We start from the raw sequence: 14687 nt of genomic DNA on the forward strand, positions 1-14687 counted from the left end.
GTCATGAAAGAAATATCATACGGGAAATCGGCATGTATCCTTTTGTTTTCGGCATTAGGGGTCTTTTCCTATTTCTTGCTGTTATATCATACGGAGCTACAAGAGCGCATCCCCGATATAAAAATTTCATTGATCGCTTTGTCCATCACGATAGCGGTATTCAACCTGTTCGGTTTCAGTTTACTGGTCAGCAGTAATTGGATGGCTACCAATTACCCATTGTATTATATCGATAAGAGCCGGATGTTATGGCATTATCTGCTGGTAGCGATCCTATTGCTACTTATGAATTGTACCCTGTTTATCTCGTTGAAATGGATCACAAGCATTGGCGATCCTTTCGTGATCCGGGCAAAAGGGGCCGGTTTAGTAATAGCCGTCTGGTTCGTGGAGATGATCATTTTCAGCCTTCTCTTGATTAATTATTCGATGCGTTATACATTGAATTTATATAAGGAGAAACAAAGATTGGAAGCAGAATCTATACAAGCTAAATATACCGCTCTCCAAAGCCAGCTAAATCCTCATTTCCTGTTTAATAGCTTGAATACATTGATAGCGGAGATAGAGTATGATCCATCTACGGCGGTCAAGTTTACGCAGCATCTATCCGAGGTATACCGTTACGTGCTCCGCCAGCAACAGTGCCAGATCGTCTCTTTAAAAGAGGAGCTTGATTTTCTGGATTCCTATATATTCCTCCATCAAGTCCGGCTGGGAGATTGTTTGTCGTTGGAATGCGATCTTCCCGACAACGTCATTGACCATCAATTGCCCCCACTGACACTGCAACTACTTGCCGAGAATGTCGTGAAACATAATTATATCGACGATTTTAACCCGATGACCATACGAGTATATACTGAAAAGAACGGTCGATATCTATGCGTCAGCAATACATTACGACCTAAAAAAGTCTCAAACGCATCCGGTAAAGGATTAAAGAATTTGTCGGAGCGTTATCAATTACTATGTAAGCAGGATATCCAAATCCGTAAAAATGATCACCAATTCACCGTATCAATCCCACTTATTTATGAATAATATTCAAGTAGCCATTATCGAAGATGAGAAACCGGCCGCCCGGTTACTGGAAGGTATGATAAAGAAATTACGCCCGCAATGGGATATCATCAAGATACCCGGAAGCATCGAATCATCCGTGGCTTGGTTCGCTTCCCATCCGCATCCGGATATCGTTTTTCTGGATATCCAGTTGTCGGATGGAAATTCTTTTTTATTTATAGAACAGGTTTGTCCTACAAGTCTCATTATCTTTACGACCGCTTACGATGAATATGCGGTCCGAGCCTTTACGGTAAACAGTATTGATTATCTACTCAAACCGATACGACAAGAGAGATTGGAGGAAGCCATCCAGAAATTCGAGCATGTCACGTCTAAGTACAACCAGAAGCTCTTAGAGCAAAATGATTTATTGGAAGTACTCCATTCCCTCACGTATCCCGGCAAGAAATACAGGACCCGTTTCCTTATTTCCGGCAACGAGAAACTGATCACTTTACAGGTGGAGGATATCGCCTACTTTTATTCATTAAACAAGATCACCTTCGCTGTCACACGCCAAAAAAAGGAGTACATAATCGATTTCCCGCTGGATAAACTCATGGAACAATTAGATCCCGATAAATTTTTCCGGACGAACCGGCAGACGATCATAAATATCGAATCCATCGTGAAAATAGAGCCCTATTTTCAGAATAAGGTCATTGTCCACATAAAGCCGGAACATAAAGAGAGAATATTGGTCAGCAAAGAAAAATGGGCCTCTTTCAAGCTATGGTTGAATTATTAGACCTTTCGCCCATTGCTATAATACCGTTCTTTTCTATCGTCCCGATCCTTCTTATTCTTTTTAGGTTTGGGCTTATCCGGTTTCGCTGGTTTCCGATAGTCATGACGATGATTGTCACGATCCCAATGTCTATCTGAGTCATGCCGGTCGTCTCTCCAATGATTGTCATGGTGAATGGTACCCCAGCGGTAATTCCAATAGTTATCCTCATAGCGACGGCAGTCATGGGACGGGCGGCGATCCGGATATCTCGGATTCGCATACCATCCCCGATAATCATGGATACGTTGCGGATGCTCCCTTACAAAACGGACATATAGATTGAACTGGGCCGGAGTCAATATACGTTGGATCTTACGATCCCTTTCCATACGCAAATCGTAAATACGGCGGGCCGCACGGTCCCAATACCGATAGTCACGGCGGGCCTCCTTCTCTATTTTCTGTCCGTACTTATGGATGATCTTATGGTATTCCGCTGCTTGGCGAGCGGGCAAATGCATCGCTTGCTCCATCCAAAGACAATTTTGACAATGCGGTTCATTCCACCCAAAACTGATCCAAAACTGGCTGTAAGCGGGTAAACTGCACAATATAGCCAACACACATAGTAAGCTGAATCGTTTCATGTCTTTTCAATTTTAAGTTAATAATAAAGCGAATCGTTTGTTCTTTTATCTAAGACTGCCCTACTTCAGAAAGGTTTAATCCTTGATACCCAACAAATCTTTCGCATTGGCAAGAGAAGCCTCTGTCAACGAAGCCCCACTCAACATACGGGCCACCTCGTTCACACGTTCCTCCCCCTCTAATTGCTTGATACGGGTCAGCGTACGGTCTTTGGTATCCTTCTTATAAACAAAATAATGAGCTTGCCCCTTCGCCGCTATCTGAGGTAAGTGGGTGATAGCGAAAACTTGCATCTTTGTTCCAAGTTCTTGCATGATATCCCCCATTTTATCGGCGATATCACCCGATACCCCCGTATCTACCTCATCAAAGATAATAGTAGGTAAAGCGGTGAACCCGGCAATCATAGCCTTAATGCAGAGCATCAACCGGGAGATCTCACCTCCGGAAGCGGTTTGGGCTACCGGCTGCAATTCCGCGCTCTTATTGGCGGAGAACATAAATCGGATATCGTCCATTCCATCGCTCTCCGGCTCTTTGCGAGGAAGGATGTCCACACGGAAACGGGTATTCGGCATCCCCAACGGAATAATCATCTTGACCAATTGCGAGGCCATCGCCGTGGAAGCGACTTTACGCTGCTCGCTAAGCACGGAGGCTTGTTGAAGCAACTCTTTATACGAGGCATCCAATTGACTTTCTAACAAACCGATTTGCTCATCGAAAGAATCGATCGCACGCAATTGCTCTTGGTATTGATCCCGTATAGCAATCAATTCATCCACGGTGGAGACACGGTGTTTTTGCTGAAGTGTATAAAGGATATTCAAGCGTTCATTCACCCATTCCAATCGTTCCGGGTTGAACTCTACATCTTCCTTTAAAACGTCTGTCTCGGAAGCCAGATCATTCAAGTCGATATAAGCCGAGCGGATTCGCTCGGAGATCTCCTTGGCTTTCGGGAAATATCTTTCTAAGGAATCCACGGTGGAAAGGGCTTCCTTGAGTATTTGGATGGCTCCTTGCTCCTCGCCGTCCAAGAGTTCGGTTACCTTATATAAAGAGCTTTTGATCTCCTCCGCATGCGAGAGAGTTTCTTGCTCTTGCTCCAACTCATCCTGCTCATCCGGTTGAAGGTTGGCTTCGTCCAATTGTTCCAATTGAAAACGGATATAGTCTTCCTCCTGCTTGCTTTGAGCCGCTTTGTCCCTCAAATCTTTCAGTTCCCTTCGCAACGCCTGATAACGGGTAAATTCCTTCTTATAAAGAATGAGCAAGATCTCATTTTCGGCCATTACATCGATCACTTTCAGCTGGAAACGGTTATCGCCCAACAATAGGTTCTGATGCTGCGAATGGATATCGATCAAGCGGCTTCCCAACTCTTTTAAGATCGTAAGGGAAACCGGAGAATCATTGACGAAGGCACGGGATTTGCCGGAGGCATAAAGCTCCCGACGCAAGATACAGCTATCCGCATCGTACTCAAGATCGTTACTTAGGAAGAAAGGCTCCAACTGATATTTTGAGACATCAAATACGGCCTCGATCACACATTTATCCGAACCTTTCTTTATACTCTTGCCATCCGCACGTTGTCCCAGCACCAATGACAAGGCTCCTAATATAATAGATTTTCCCGCTCCGGTCTCACCCGTTATCACCGAGAAGCCTTTATCAAAGCGGATATCCAAATTGTCTATCAAGACAAAGTTCTGTATAAATAAGGATTTCAACATAACTATTTTACCTTACTGGTTTTTGAAGCTCTTCCAAGCGAGTGGATTGTGCCGGATAGATCTCGAACAGCATCTTATAGCCCTCTTGCCGCTCTTGTGTGGTCGCTTTCGAATAAATCGCGATAATCTCATCTAATTTAGCGTCGGCGAACATTTGTAGAAGCACAGAAGTAGGCCGGGCTTTCTTTACTTCCTGCAAGGCGGGAAGCGCACCGATGATCGTCGTACGTCCGCGATCCGGATTTGCCGCCATTTCATCGAGTCCTTTCCGGTGATACGTGTACCACATTTCCCGGAAAGCGTCGGATGCGTTATCTTGCAAAGCCGTCGCTACGGCATGGCGGTTCTGGTTGCTATCAAAAGCTTTCCAGCCCGTCCACGACATCTCGGACTGGGCCATGTTCACGATTTGCTGGGCTTGTTGTATATAGGTAGTTCCACCTTTCGGGGCGAAACTATCGAAATCAAGCCCCAAGATCACATAGACGTAAAACACGATAGTGGCCGTAAGATTGCTGGTCAGCGTATTTGAGTTATAGTCCAATGGCTCTCCCTCCGTATATTCAAAATCCAACTGTTGATCCCTGAAATTCAGAAGAGTAGTTGTATAACTGGAATTATAGACCGGACGGCGGGCTTGTATCTGGATCTCGCTCTTGAAGTTCGTCTCATCCAATTCATTCACGATAATCGTCATCGTACAATCGATCTTCTCATTGACGGCAAACGTGGCATCCGTCCATTTCCGGTTATTCACGAACTCAGTCAAGGAGTTCTGCAAGGTCGTGAAGATTTGCTTGTTAGCGGTCGCAATCTTGTCTCCGTTTACCGTGATACGGGCGTTCAACTCTTGCGCCTTCCCACAAAAAGGAGCGGCGCAAAGCATGAATAGATAAAACAGTCTTCTTACTTTTCTCATTTCAATAATGTTACCAACTTATTTACGATATCAGAGGCTACCTCCCGCTTCGTTTTGAGCGGATAGCTCGTTACTCCTCCGGCATTGTCAATAATCGTGATCTTATTGGTATCGCAACGGAAACCGGCACCTTGGTCTCGTAAAGAATTCAAGACGATGAAATCGAGATTCTTCCGCTTCAGTTTACCTTCGGCATGAGTGGCCTCGTCGTTCGTCTCCAGGGCGAACCCCACCATGACCTGTCCTTCCCGCTTGATCGCACCCAAAGAGGCGGCGATATCCGGGTTCGGAACCAAATGAAGCGTCATCTCTCCCTCTGTTTCCCGTTTGATCTTCTGCTCGGAAGCATTCTCCGGACGGTAATCGGCGACAGCGGCACATAATATGGCAGCATCGCTACTCGGGAATGCGGTTATCGCCGCTTGGTACATTTCCCCGGCAGACTCAACATCGATTCGTTTAATAGCCGGATGATGTGTTTTTAAAGAGACTGGACCAGCGACCAAAGTCACCTCCGCCCCTCTCTCCGCACAAGCTTCCGCTAAAGCGAACCCCATCTTACCGGAAGAGTAATTACCTATAAAACGTACGGGATCTATCTTTTCATATGTCGGACCTGCTGTTATTAAGATCTTTTTTTTTTCAAGATCTTTTTGAGCGGAAAAGAAGTCTTCCAAAACCTCGATAATCTTATCGGGTTCTTCCATCCGGCCTTTACCAACCAAATGGCTCGCCAATTCCCCCTCGGCAGGTTCGATAATCCGGTTACCGAATGAACGCAAGCGCTCCAGATTCTGTTGGGTACTCGGATGAGCGAACATATCCAAATCCATGGCCGGAGCCACGAATACAGGGGATTTGCAAGAAAGATAAGTAGTTATCAGCATATTATCGGCGATTCCGTTCGCCATCTTACCGATCGTGGAAGCGGTAGCCGGAGCAATCAACATGGCATCCGCCCAAAGCCCCAGATCCACATGACTATTCCATGTACCATCCCTATTGGAAAAAAACTCGCTGATTACAGGGTGGCTACTCAACGTCGATAACGTAAGCGGAGTGATAAACTCTTTTCCCGCCGGCGTGATAACCACTTGTACCTCGACTCCTTTTTTCACCAATCCCCGGATGATATAAGCGGCTTTGTATGCTGCTATACTCCCCGTAATTCCTAATATAATATGTTTATCTTTCAATGTCATATATCGAATCAATTTATCTTTGCCAGTAGAGACGTAGCACGTTGCGTCTCTACAACCTCAACAAAAGAATCTCTTTGGCTACTTTTGAGTTTATATTGCCATATTCGCCAAGTTTCCATCCCATTCGATCGATAGGTTCCACCAAAGCATCCAAGTCGGACTCCTTGATCCCATAGTCGGAAAGACGGGTCTTTAATCCCATGAAATGGAAAAAATCTTCCGTAGCCTCTATTGACTTTTGCGCCTTTTCATCGGCAGATCCTTCGGTAATACCAAATACGACCTCTCCCATCCAGATCAGTTTCGCCGCTTTCTCCTTACGCATATAGGTCATGACACCCGGCAAGATAACCGCCAAAGTCTGGGCATGATCCAAGCCAAACTGCGCTGTCAATGCATATCCCATACGGTGTGAGGACCAGTCTTGGGGTACTCCTTGGCCGATCCAACAGTTCAAGGCATTCGTAGCCGCCCACATCAAATTAGCACGAATATCATAATCATTCGGGTTTTGCAAGACCTTGCGGCCTTCTTCCACGATTGTCTTCATCAATCCTTCGGCAAAATAATCTTGAACCTTAGCGTTCACCGGATAAGTCAGGTATTGCTCGACCACATGGATAAACGAGTCAACGACACCGTTAGCCACCTGTCGCTCTGGTAAAGAATAAGTTACCTGCGGATCTAAGATAGCGAACTTAGGGAACACCAACGGAGACATGAAATTCAATTTCTCATGGACAGATTCCCGGGAAATTACCGCCCGTTCATTCATTTCCGAACCGGTAGCGGCCAAAGTCAGCACTACTCCTAAAGGAAGCGCTTTCTTTATCACGCCACCTTTCGACAAGATATCCCAAGGATCTCCCTCGAAAAACGTAGCCGAAGCGATAAATTTCGTAGCGTCGATCACTGATCCGCCGCCTACCGCCAGCAAGAAATCGATATTCTCCCCCTTCACCAACTCAACAGCCTTCATACAAGTCTCATAACGGGGATTCGCCTCAATACCACCAAACTCATAGGTATAGAAGTCTTTCAAAGCTGCCGTCACCTGCTCATAAATGCCATTTTTCTTAATGCTACCGCCACCGTATACCACCAGAACCTTACTTCCTTCTGGAATTAACGCAGACAAACGGGCAATACTTCCTTTGCCGAACACAACCTTTACAGGATTGCAAAACTCAAAATTATTCATCGCCTTATTTTGAATTAAAGTCTCTCAAACGGATCTCTGTCAACATTTTCTTCGTATTCAACGGGAAATCGCCATTCATGATCCAAGAATAATAACCCGGATCCGACTTCAAGATCTCCGTTACCAAACGGCCTTTATACTTACCGAAGTTAATAACCTCCTCGCCTTTATCGTTGTAAACCATACGTCCGGCGAAATCCACATTATTCGAGTAGCAGGAATATTGGGAAAGGAAAGCTACGTCATTCTTCAAATCCGGATAGCGATCCAGCTGCGCTTTCAACACCTCATACGTAGCCAACGTATCAGCCTCAGCCGTATGAGCGTTCTCCAAGCTTTTATTGCAATAGAATTTATAAGCGGCAGATAACGTACGTTGCTCCATCTTATGGAAAATCGTCTGTACATCGATAAATTTGCGCCGGTTCAAATCGATATCCACACCCGCACGCAGGAACTCCTCGGCAAGCATGGGTATATCAAAACGGTTGGAATTATATCCGGCCAAATCACAACCCTCGATCTGGGTTGCCAAAGATTTAGCGATCTCCTTAAAGGTCGGACAATCTTTTACATCTTCATCGGTTATGCCATGAATAGCGGTAGATTCGGGGGGAATAGGCATACCGGGATTTATCCGGCGTGTCTTCGTTTCTTCTTTCCCATTTGGGAAAACCTTCACGTAGGAAATCTCTACGATACGGTCCTTTACGATATTTATACCCGTGGTCTCTAAATCAAAAAAGACCAGCGGGTTCCTTAAGTTTAACTGCATTATTTATTTATTAGTCATTCAACATCATCGGCATCAGCAACATGAGCAAGTCCTCGTCCTCATCATTCTCAGAAGGAACGATCAAGCCGGCACGTGAAGGGTCCGCTAATTCTAATACAACCTCTTCCGAGCTGATATTTCCAAGGATCTCGATCAGATATGTAGCCTTAAAACCGATGCTTAACTCCGTCCCGTCAAACTGACAAACAATACGCTCTTCCGCAGAAGTGGAGAAATCGATATCTTGGGCGGAAACCGTAATCAAGCTATCCTTCAAGTGCAACTTCACCAAGCTGCTCGCCGGATTAGAAAAGACAGAAACACGCTTTAAAGCATTCAAGAAAGAGATACGATCGATCGTTACCTTAAACGGGTTTTCTTGAGGAATCACACTATTATAGTTCGGGTAACGCCCCTCGATCAAACGACAAACCATCTCGAAGTTCGTGCAAGTAATATACGCATTGTTATCATCAAACTTAATCAATACTTGCTCCGACTCCTTCGCCAACAAATTCTTCAATAAATTAGCCGGCTTCTTCGGCAAAATGAAAGAAGCCCGTTCCGGGGATTTCACCGCCAAGTTACGCAAGCGAACCAATTTATGTCCGTCTGATGCCACGAACGTCAAATCATCCGTATGGATATCGAAATAGACACCATTCATTACAGGGCGAAGCTCATCATCGGCCGTGGCGAACAAGGAACGACTGATGCCGTTTAACAGCATCTGGGCATCCATCGAGATAGAGATAGCGTTATCATTCAACGGCTTCTGCTGCGGATATGTGTCCCCTTTCTGACCGATAAAATTATACTTACCATTCTGGAAATGAATGAAAATCTCCAAATTCTCATCATTGATATCAAAAGTAAGCGGTTGTTCGGGAAGCTCTTTCAGCGGATCGAGCAGTATCTTGGCGGAAACCGCAAAGAGTCCGGCACCTTGGGCATTCATGACGTCTACGGAAGTCACCAACCGGGTCTCGGCATCGGAAGCTGTCACCGTAAGCGTATTTCCTTCTAGGTTAAAAAGGAAGCTGTCCAGAATCGGTAAAGAGTTCTTGGAAGCGATAACCTTGCTTATAGACTGTAAACGTGATAATAGCGCAGTGCTGGATACATCGAATCTCATAGCTTTAATATTTTATCTTGTTATATTATTATTTCACACAAACTACCATTTGGATGGGAAGAGACACGGCATGCCTCATCTCTACAAATTAACCCAACAAAATTAAGAAAATATTTTATTTGTAACCAACTATACTTTCAAAAGTTTAGGGTACAAAAAAAGCTTCCCTCCGCTTTATCGGAGAGAAGCCTCTTATATTCTTTATTATTCGCTACTTAATTATTTAGCGAAATAATCTTTTACTGCTTCGTTAGGAATCATTTCTTCTTGGAAGATGTATGCACCTGTTTTCGGAGACTTAACCATTTTAATCACTTTGGAATAAGTACGACCGTCACCTTTCTTAAATGTTGCAACTGCTTTTTTTGCCATCGTTTAAAATCTCCTATTACTTAATTTCTTTGTGTAACGTCATCTTCTTCAAAACCGGATTGTATTTCATCAATTCCAATCTCTGAGTAGTATTCTTTCTATTCTTCGTAGTGATATAGCGAGACATACCCGGCATTCCACTTTCCTTGTGCTCTGTACACTCAAGGATTACCTGTACTCTATTTCCTTTTGCTTTTTTTGCCATTTTCTATATCCTCCACAAATTATGCGTTCAAATAACCTTTTTCAGCCGCCATCTTGATAGCCGCATCCAAACCTAACTTATTGATTGTACGTAAGCCAGCCGCAGATATATTCAAGCTAACCCAGCAATCCTGCTCTACCCAGTAGAACTTCTTCGTAAACAGGTTGACATTGAACTTACGTTTCGTTCTTCTCTTTGAGTGAGAAACGTTGTTTCCAACCATTGCTCTCTTTCCAGTAATTTGACAAATTTTAGACATTTCTAATCTGTTCTTTTAAATTATACGAAATTTAAGTCAACTCCTGCTATGTGTCTTCCCTTTCTGAACTAGCATCATGAACAAAAACGAAGATTCTAATAGAGTCTTATCTTTACAGGGTGCAAAGGTAAGAATTATTTTGATTTATCCGCAAGAATTCTCAAATATTTTTTCCTCAACAAATCATGTCTTAAATTAGTTATAGGTATATAACAACATAACATGATATTCATTATGGCAAGAAGTTTTAAAGAAGCGATCCAGCATCGCCGGACACATTATGGAATAGGTAACAACTCTCCCATTTCCGACAACGAGATTCATGAGATTATTAAGACAGCGGTCACTCACGTTCCCTCCGCATTCAATTCGCAGTCTACGAGAATCGTACTGCTACTGGGTGAAAGCCACAAGAAGCTTTGGGAAATCGTAAAAGACACGCTTCGTAAAATCGTCCCCGCCGAAGCCTATAAGGCTACCGAGGCAAAGATAGATAATTCTTTCGAGGCTGGCTATGGCACGGTCCTCTTTTTCGAGGATACAGCGGTAGTAGAAGGCTTACAGAAGCAATTTCCTTCTTATAAAGAGAATTTCCCGGTATGGTCCCAACAGACATCGGCTATGCATCAATTCGCGGTATGGACTATGCTGGAAGACGCCGGCTTCGGCGCTTCTTTGCAACATTACAACCCGTTGATCGACGAGGCGGTCGCTAAACAATGGCATATCAATCCGAACTGGAAACTGATCGCCGAGATGCCGTTCGGAACCTCTACCCAGGAACCGGGAGAAAAACAATTCGCCCCATTAGAGGAACGAATTTTAGTATTCAAATAATTATAATAATGTATATGGAATATGACATAGCAATCATAGGCGGTGGACCTGCGGGTTACACCGCCGCCGAAAGGGCTTCGGAGAATGGATTAAAAACGATCCTTTTCGAGAAGAACGCTATCGGTGGCGTCTGCCTAAACGAGGGATGTATCCCGACAAAAACTCTTTTATACTCCGCCAAGATACTAGACAGTATCAAAAGTGCCTCCAAATATGGTATAGTGGCGATGAAAGACCCAAGTTTCGACTTGGCAAAGATTATCGACCGGAAGAACAAGACCGTCCGTAAACTTACGCTCGGGGTAAAAGCCCGGCTTACGGGTAACGGCGTCACCATCGTAGAAGGAGAGGCACGAATCACCGGAGAGGAGTTTGGAAATATACGGATTCACTGCGATGGAAAAGAGTATTTAGTGAAGAATGTGTTAGTATGCACAGGCTCTGAAACCGTGATCCCTCCTATCAAAGGGTTATCAGAGGTCAAGTATTGGACTTCCCGGGAAGCCCTTGATCTCAACGATTTGCCAAAATCGTTAGCGATTATCGGTGGTGGCGTGATCGGAATGGAGTTCGCCTCATTCTTTAACAGTATGGGCGTAAAGGTGAAGGTAATCGAGATGCTACCCGAGATATTAGGGAATATGGATAAAGAAACCTCAGCGATGCTTCGATCCGAGTATAAGAAAAAAGGCGTAGAGTTTTTCTTGAATACCAAAGTTACAGAGGTATCGGCAGAGAAAGTCTTTGTTGAGAAAAACGGCAAGGCAGACACGATTGAAGCCGATAAAATATTGGTGAGCGTGGGCCGCCGTCCGATTACAAAGAGTCTGGGACTCGAAAATCTAGCGATCGAAATACAAGGGGCCGGTGTAAAGGTAAACGAACATATGCTGACTTCCCATCCACATGTATATGCGGCTGGAGATATTACCGGTTTTTCCCTGCTGGCACATACGGCTTACCGGGAAGCGGAAGTTGCCATACACCATATCCTAGGCATACCGGACGAGATGAGCTATAAAGCCATTCCGGCGGTAGTTTATACGAATCCGGAATTAGCGAGCGTGGGTAAGACAGAAGAGGAATTGGTAGCGAATGGGGAAAGTTTTCGTGTTCAAAAGATCCCGATGACCTATTCCGGACGTTTCGTCGCAGAGAACGAGAATGGTAATGGTTTATGTAAACTGATCACGGACGACGAGGATCGTATCATCGGTTGCCATCTACTAGGGAATCCGGCATCCGAGATTATCGTCACCGCCGGAATCGCTGTCGAGAATGGTTATACAGTCGATGAATTTAAGAAAAATATTTTCCCGCATCCGACAGTCAGTGAGATCCTCCACGAAAGTTTATATATCTAATAAAACGCCTAACTAAAACAGTTTCCTGATGCTTTGCATTCACAATACACAAACGGATCCATACTTCAATTTGGCCGCCGAAGAGTATCTGCTCAAGAATTTCAAAGAGAATATTTTCATGCTTTGGCAGAATGAACCATCAATCGTGATCGGTAAGCATCAGGATGTATGGGCCGAGGTAAATCTCAAATTCGTACAAGACCAACAAATCAAGATAGCACGCAGGTTTTCCGGTGGTGGTGCCGTTTACCATGATCCGGGAAACCTGAATCTTACATTTATAGAGACCGGCCAGATTATGCAGACTGATAAATATACCATCCAGATCATGAATTTTCTCAAGACATTGGGAGTACATGTCGAGGTGGATGAACGGAAAGGATTAACTATCGGAGGATTTAAAATATCGGGTAGCGCACAGAGTATCCATAAGAATCGGTATATGCACCATGCTACCTTATTGTTTTCCACCGATCTGGATAGGCTCGTCACCTCCTTGAAAAGTACATCCCGTCAAGCACCAGAGAAAACAGGAGGTAAACGATCGACATTCGTTAAATCTGTACGGAGTCCGGTCACGAATATCAGCGCCCATCTTCCGGCTTCTATCTCCATCCAGCATTTTAAGAAAGCGCTTCTTTACTATTTCACGATCAACAATCCCGGCATTCAAGATTATTATTTCACGCAAGCAGACTTGGAAGCCATCTATCGGCTTAAAGAGCAGAAATATGCTACAGCCAGCTGGAACTTTAACACTTATACACTATAATACAGAAACTTACCTTCTTGATCTTTGTTCTTATTATATACCGTTTGTAGAGACGGGGCACGCCCCGTCTCCCACTATATAACAGTAATTAAAAAATCAAAATATGGCTACATTTGAGATAAAGATGCCTAAGTTGGGCGAAAGTATTACAGAAGGAACCATCATCTCATGGTCGGTAAAGGTAGGTGATACCGTAGAGGAAGATGATGTCCTTTTCGAAGTAAGCACAGCGAAAGTAAGCGCTGAGATTCCATCCCCCGTTGAGGGAAAAGTAAAACAACTTCTTTTTAATGAGGGAGACACCGTAGCGGTCGGTACAGTCGTAGCGATCCTTGAGATCGAAGGTGAAGGAGAGGATAACGGAGTTCAGCCGGAAACCTCGGAGGCTACTCAACCGAAAGAACAAGTCCCCGCTCCCGTCCCAGAGGAATTATCAAAGAATTCCCAAGAGGAAGATCGTTGGTATTCTCCCGTCGTATTGCAATTAGCGAAAGCTGCCGGTGTGTCGCAAGATGAACTGGATCATATTCCGGGTACCGGATATCTGGGACGTCTCAGTAAGAAAGATATTCAAACGTATATCGATCACAAAAATAAAGGTACGGAAATGCCGAAGCCGAAACAGGCTCCTGTTTCTTCCATGCAGCAAACGGCTACGAGCACGCCAACAATTACGGTAGCGCCGCCGACCGCTCCTTCCATGCCTATGACAGCGGCCACTCCATCTGCTCCACTCGCCCAAGGAGACGAGGTGAGAGAAATGGATCGTGTACGTAAGATCATTGCGGACCATATGGTATTATCGAAAAAAGTATCTCCGCATGTGACGTCGGTTATCGAGGTAGACGTGACCCGACTGGTTAACTGGCGTAAAAAAGTGAAGGATCAATTCTTCAAGCAAGAAGGCATCAACCTAACTTATATGCCGGCTATTACCGAAGCGACCGCCAAAGCGTTGAAAGCCTATCCATTAGTAAATTCATCCGTGGACGGTTACAATATCATCCTAAAGAAGCCTATTAATATAGGTATAGCGGTTTCCTTAAACGACGGAAATTTAATTGTCCCGGTTATACACGATGCCGATAAGTTGAACCTAAGTGGCCTCGCCTCACAAATAGATACCTTGGCGGCTAAAGCCCGTGAGAATAAGCTCGCCCCGGATAGCATCCAAGGTGGAACGTTCACGATTACGAATTTCGGAACCTTCAAGAGTCTGTTCGGCACCCCGATCATCAATCAGCCTCAAGTAGCGATCCTAGCCGTCGGTTATATCGAGAAGAAGCCTGCGGTAGTAGAGACGCCCGAGGGAGATACGATCGCTATCCGTCACAAGATGTACCTCTCACTCTCCTACGATCATCGTATCGTGGACGGAGCTTTGGCGGGAGCCTTTTTACGTTCCATCGCCGACGAACTAGAGAATTGGAACGCTTAATACATTATATATAATAGAACAAC

The 14687-nt window shown here is 44.6% G+C and carries 16 protein-coding genes; 6 read left to right on the plus strand and 10 right to left on the minus strand.

The annotated features are described in order from the left end of the window. Nucleotides 1–3 precede the first annotated feature (3 nt). The gene (locus tag ACESPU_RS05125) at nucleotides 4–1044 is read left to right on the plus strand and encodes a sensor histidine kinase (RefSeq protein ID WP_057326448.1); all 1041 of its coding nucleotides are present in this window, start codon (nucleotides 4–6) and stop codon (nucleotides 1042–1044) included. Then, nucleotides 1037–1816: a LytTR family DNA-binding domain-containing protein gene (locus ACESPU_RS05130; protein ID WP_057326449.1), complete on the plus strand. Its 780-nt coding sequence runs from the start codon at nucleotides 1037–1039 to the stop codon at nucleotides 1814–1816. Before ACESPU_RS05125 ends, ACESPU_RS05130 begins: the two co-directional genes overlap by 8 nt. Here ACESPU_RS05130 and ACESPU_RS05135 read toward each other — a convergent pair. The 10 genes from ACESPU_RS05135 to rpmB all read right to left on the minus strand — a co-directional run bounded on the left by ACESPU_RS05135 (nucleotide 1813) and on the right by rpmB (nucleotide 10253). Continuing rightward, nucleotides 1813–2445, minus strand: coding sequence for a hypothetical protein (locus ACESPU_RS05135; RefSeq protein ID WP_005857615.1), 633 nt, complete (start codon nucleotides 2443–2445; stop codon nucleotides 1813–1815). The two genes, ACESPU_RS05130 and ACESPU_RS05135, sit on opposite strands and share 4 nt — an antisense overlap. 75 nt (nucleotides 2446–2520) lie before the next feature. Then, nucleotides 2521–4185, minus strand: coding sequence for a DNA repair protein RecN (recN, locus tag ACESPU_RS05140; RefSeq protein ID WP_057326450.1), 1665 nt, complete (start codon nucleotides 4183–4185; stop codon nucleotides 2521–2523). Between the two features lie 7 nt (nucleotides 4186–4192). After that, nucleotides 4193–5104, minus strand: coding sequence for a DUF4835 family protein (locus ACESPU_RS05145; RefSeq protein ID WP_008772391.1), 912 nt, complete (start codon nucleotides 5102–5104; stop codon nucleotides 4193–4195). Next, the gene (coaBC, locus tag ACESPU_RS05150) at nucleotides 5101–6306 is read right to left on the minus strand and encodes a bifunctional phosphopantothenoylcysteine decarboxylase/phosphopantothenate--cysteine ligase CoaBC (protein ID WP_158532525.1); all 1206 of its coding nucleotides are present in this window, start codon (nucleotides 6304–6306) and stop codon (nucleotides 5101–5103) included. The genes ACESPU_RS05145 and coaBC overlap by 4 nt, the downstream gene beginning before the upstream one ends. A gap of 49 nt (nucleotides 6307–6355) precedes the next feature. After that, nucleotides 6356–7507, minus strand: a complete 1152-nt coding sequence (locus ACESPU_RS05155) for an iron-containing alcohol dehydrogenase (protein WP_158532524.1) — start codon at nucleotides 7505–7507, stop codon at nucleotides 6356–6358. A 4-nt stretch (nucleotides 7508–7511) separates the two neighbouring features. After that, entirely contained in the window at nucleotides 7512–8282 is a 771-nt protein-coding gene (locus ACESPU_RS05160; RefSeq protein WP_005857624.1) for a 3'-5' exonuclease, read from the minus strand. Between the two features lie 10 nt (nucleotides 8283–8292). Continuing rightward, on the minus strand, nucleotides 8293–9417 hold the full coding sequence (gene dnaN / locus ACESPU_RS05165) for a DNA polymerase III subunit beta (protein ID WP_005857626.1): 1125 nt from the start codon (nucleotides 9415–9417) through the stop codon (nucleotides 8293–8295). A gap of 219 nt (nucleotides 9418–9636) precedes the next feature. Then, on the minus strand, nucleotides 9637–9789 hold the full coding sequence (locus ACESPU_RS05170) for a DUF4295 domain-containing protein (protein WP_005638125.1): 153 nt from the start codon (nucleotides 9787–9789) through the stop codon (nucleotides 9637–9639). Nucleotides 9790–9805: 16 nt separating this feature from the next. Next, entirely contained in the window at nucleotides 9806–9994 is a 189-nt protein-coding gene (gene rpmG / locus ACESPU_RS05175) for a 50S ribosomal protein L33 (protein ID WP_005857628.1), read from the minus strand. 19 nt (nucleotides 9995–10013) lie between these two features. After that, nucleotides 10014–10253 (minus strand): 50S ribosomal protein L28, encoded by a 240-nt coding sequence (gene rpmB / locus ACESPU_RS05180; RefSeq protein ID WP_005857630.1) that lies wholly within the window; start codon nucleotides 10251–10253, stop codon nucleotides 10014–10016. Between the two features lie 234 nt (nucleotides 10254–10487). On the opposite strand from rpmB, the gene ACESPU_RS05185 reads away from it, so the two are divergent. The 4 genes from ACESPU_RS05185 (at nucleotide 10488) to ACESPU_RS05200 (ending at nucleotide 14664) form a co-directional block, all read left to right on the plus strand. Then, a complete protein-coding gene (locus ACESPU_RS05185; protein WP_036615787.1) occupies nucleotides 10488–11090 on the plus strand; it encodes a nitroreductase family protein in 603 nt (200 codons plus the stop codon). Nucleotides 11091–11104: 14 nt separating this feature from the next. Next, entirely contained in the window at nucleotides 11105–12454 is a 1350-nt protein-coding gene (gene lpdA / locus ACESPU_RS05190; protein WP_010183358.1) for a dihydrolipoyl dehydrogenase, read from the plus strand. Between the two features lie 28 nt (nucleotides 12455–12482). Then, nucleotides 12483–13226 carry a lipoate--protein ligase family protein gene (locus tag ACESPU_RS05195; protein WP_005862951.1) on the plus strand — a complete coding sequence of 248 codons (744 nt, stop codon included), beginning with the start codon at nucleotides 12483–12485 and terminating at the stop codon, nucleotides 13224–13226. A 103-nt stretch (nucleotides 13227–13329) separates the two neighbouring features. Continuing rightward, a complete protein-coding gene (locus ACESPU_RS05200; protein ID WP_005862953.1) occupies nucleotides 13330–14664 on the plus strand; it encodes a dihydrolipoamide acetyltransferase family protein in 1335 nt (444 codons plus the stop codon). The last annotated feature ends 23 nt before the right edge of the window (nucleotides 14665–14687 follow it).

Origin of the sequence: Parabacteroides sp. 20_3, from assembly GCF_964238835.1 — a bacterium.
GTDB classification, from domain to species: domain Bacteria; phylum Bacteroidota; class Bacteroidia; order Bacteroidales; family Tannerellaceae; genus Parabacteroides; species Parabacteroides distasonis.

Excerpts from the sequence above, each read along its gene's own strand:
- ACESPU_RS05125 (WP_057326448.1), top strand. The coding sequence starts at position 4 with ATGAAAGAAATATCATACGGGAAATCGGCATGTATCCTTTTGTTTTCG.
- ACESPU_RS05130 (WP_057326449.1), top strand. The coding sequence starts at position 1,037 with ATGAATAATATTCAAGTAGCCATTATCGAAGATGAGAAACCGGCCGCC.
- ACESPU_RS05135 (WP_005857615.1), bottom strand. The coding sequence starts at position 2,445 with ATGAAACGATTCAGCTTACTATGTGTGTTGGCTATATTGTGCAGTTTA.
- recN (WP_057326450.1), bottom strand. The coding sequence starts at position 4,185 with ATGTTGAAATCCTTATTTATACAGAACTTTGTCTTGATAGACAATTTG.
- ACESPU_RS05145 (WP_008772391.1), bottom strand. The coding sequence starts at position 5,104 with ATGAGAAAAGTAAGAAGACTGTTTTATCTATTCATGCTTTGCGCCGCT.
- coaBC (WP_158532525.1), bottom strand. The coding sequence starts at position 6,306 with ATGACATTGAAAGATAAACATATTATATTAGGAATTACGGGGAGTATA.
- ACESPU_RS05155 (WP_158532524.1), bottom strand. The coding sequence starts at position 7,507 with ATGAATAATTTTGAGTTTTGCAATCCTGTAAAGGTTGTGTTCGGCAAA.
- ACESPU_RS05160 (WP_005857624.1), bottom strand. The coding sequence starts at position 8,282 with ATGCAGTTAAACTTAAGGAACCCGCTGGTCTTTTTTGATTTAGAGACC.
- dnaN (WP_005857626.1), bottom strand. The coding sequence starts at position 9,417 with ATGAGATTCGATGTATCCAGCACTGCGCTATTATCACGTTTACAGTCT.
- ACESPU_RS05170 (WP_005638125.1), bottom strand. The coding sequence starts at position 9,789 with ATGGCAAAAAAAGCAGTTGCAACATTTAAGAAAGGTGACGGTCGTACT.
- rpmG (WP_005857628.1), bottom strand. The coding sequence starts at position 9,994 with ATGGCAAAAAAAGCAAAAGGAAATAGAGTACAGGTAATCCTTGAGTGT.
- rpmB (WP_005857630.1), bottom strand. The coding sequence starts at position 10,253 with ATGTCTAAAATTTGTCAAATTACTGGAAAGAGAGCAATGGTTGGAAAC.
- ACESPU_RS05185 (WP_036615787.1), top strand. The coding sequence starts at position 10,488 with ATGGCAAGAAGTTTTAAAGAAGCGATCCAGCATCGCCGGACACATTAT.
- lpdA (WP_010183358.1), top strand. The coding sequence starts at position 11,105 with ATGGAATATGACATAGCAATCATAGGCGGTGGACCTGCGGGTTACACC.
- ACESPU_RS05195 (WP_005862951.1), top strand. The coding sequence starts at position 12,483 with ATGCTTTGCATTCACAATACACAAACGGATCCATACTTCAATTTGGCC.
- ACESPU_RS05200 (WP_005862953.1), top strand. The coding sequence starts at position 13,330 with ATGGCTACATTTGAGATAAAGATGCCTAAGTTGGGCGAAAGTATTACA.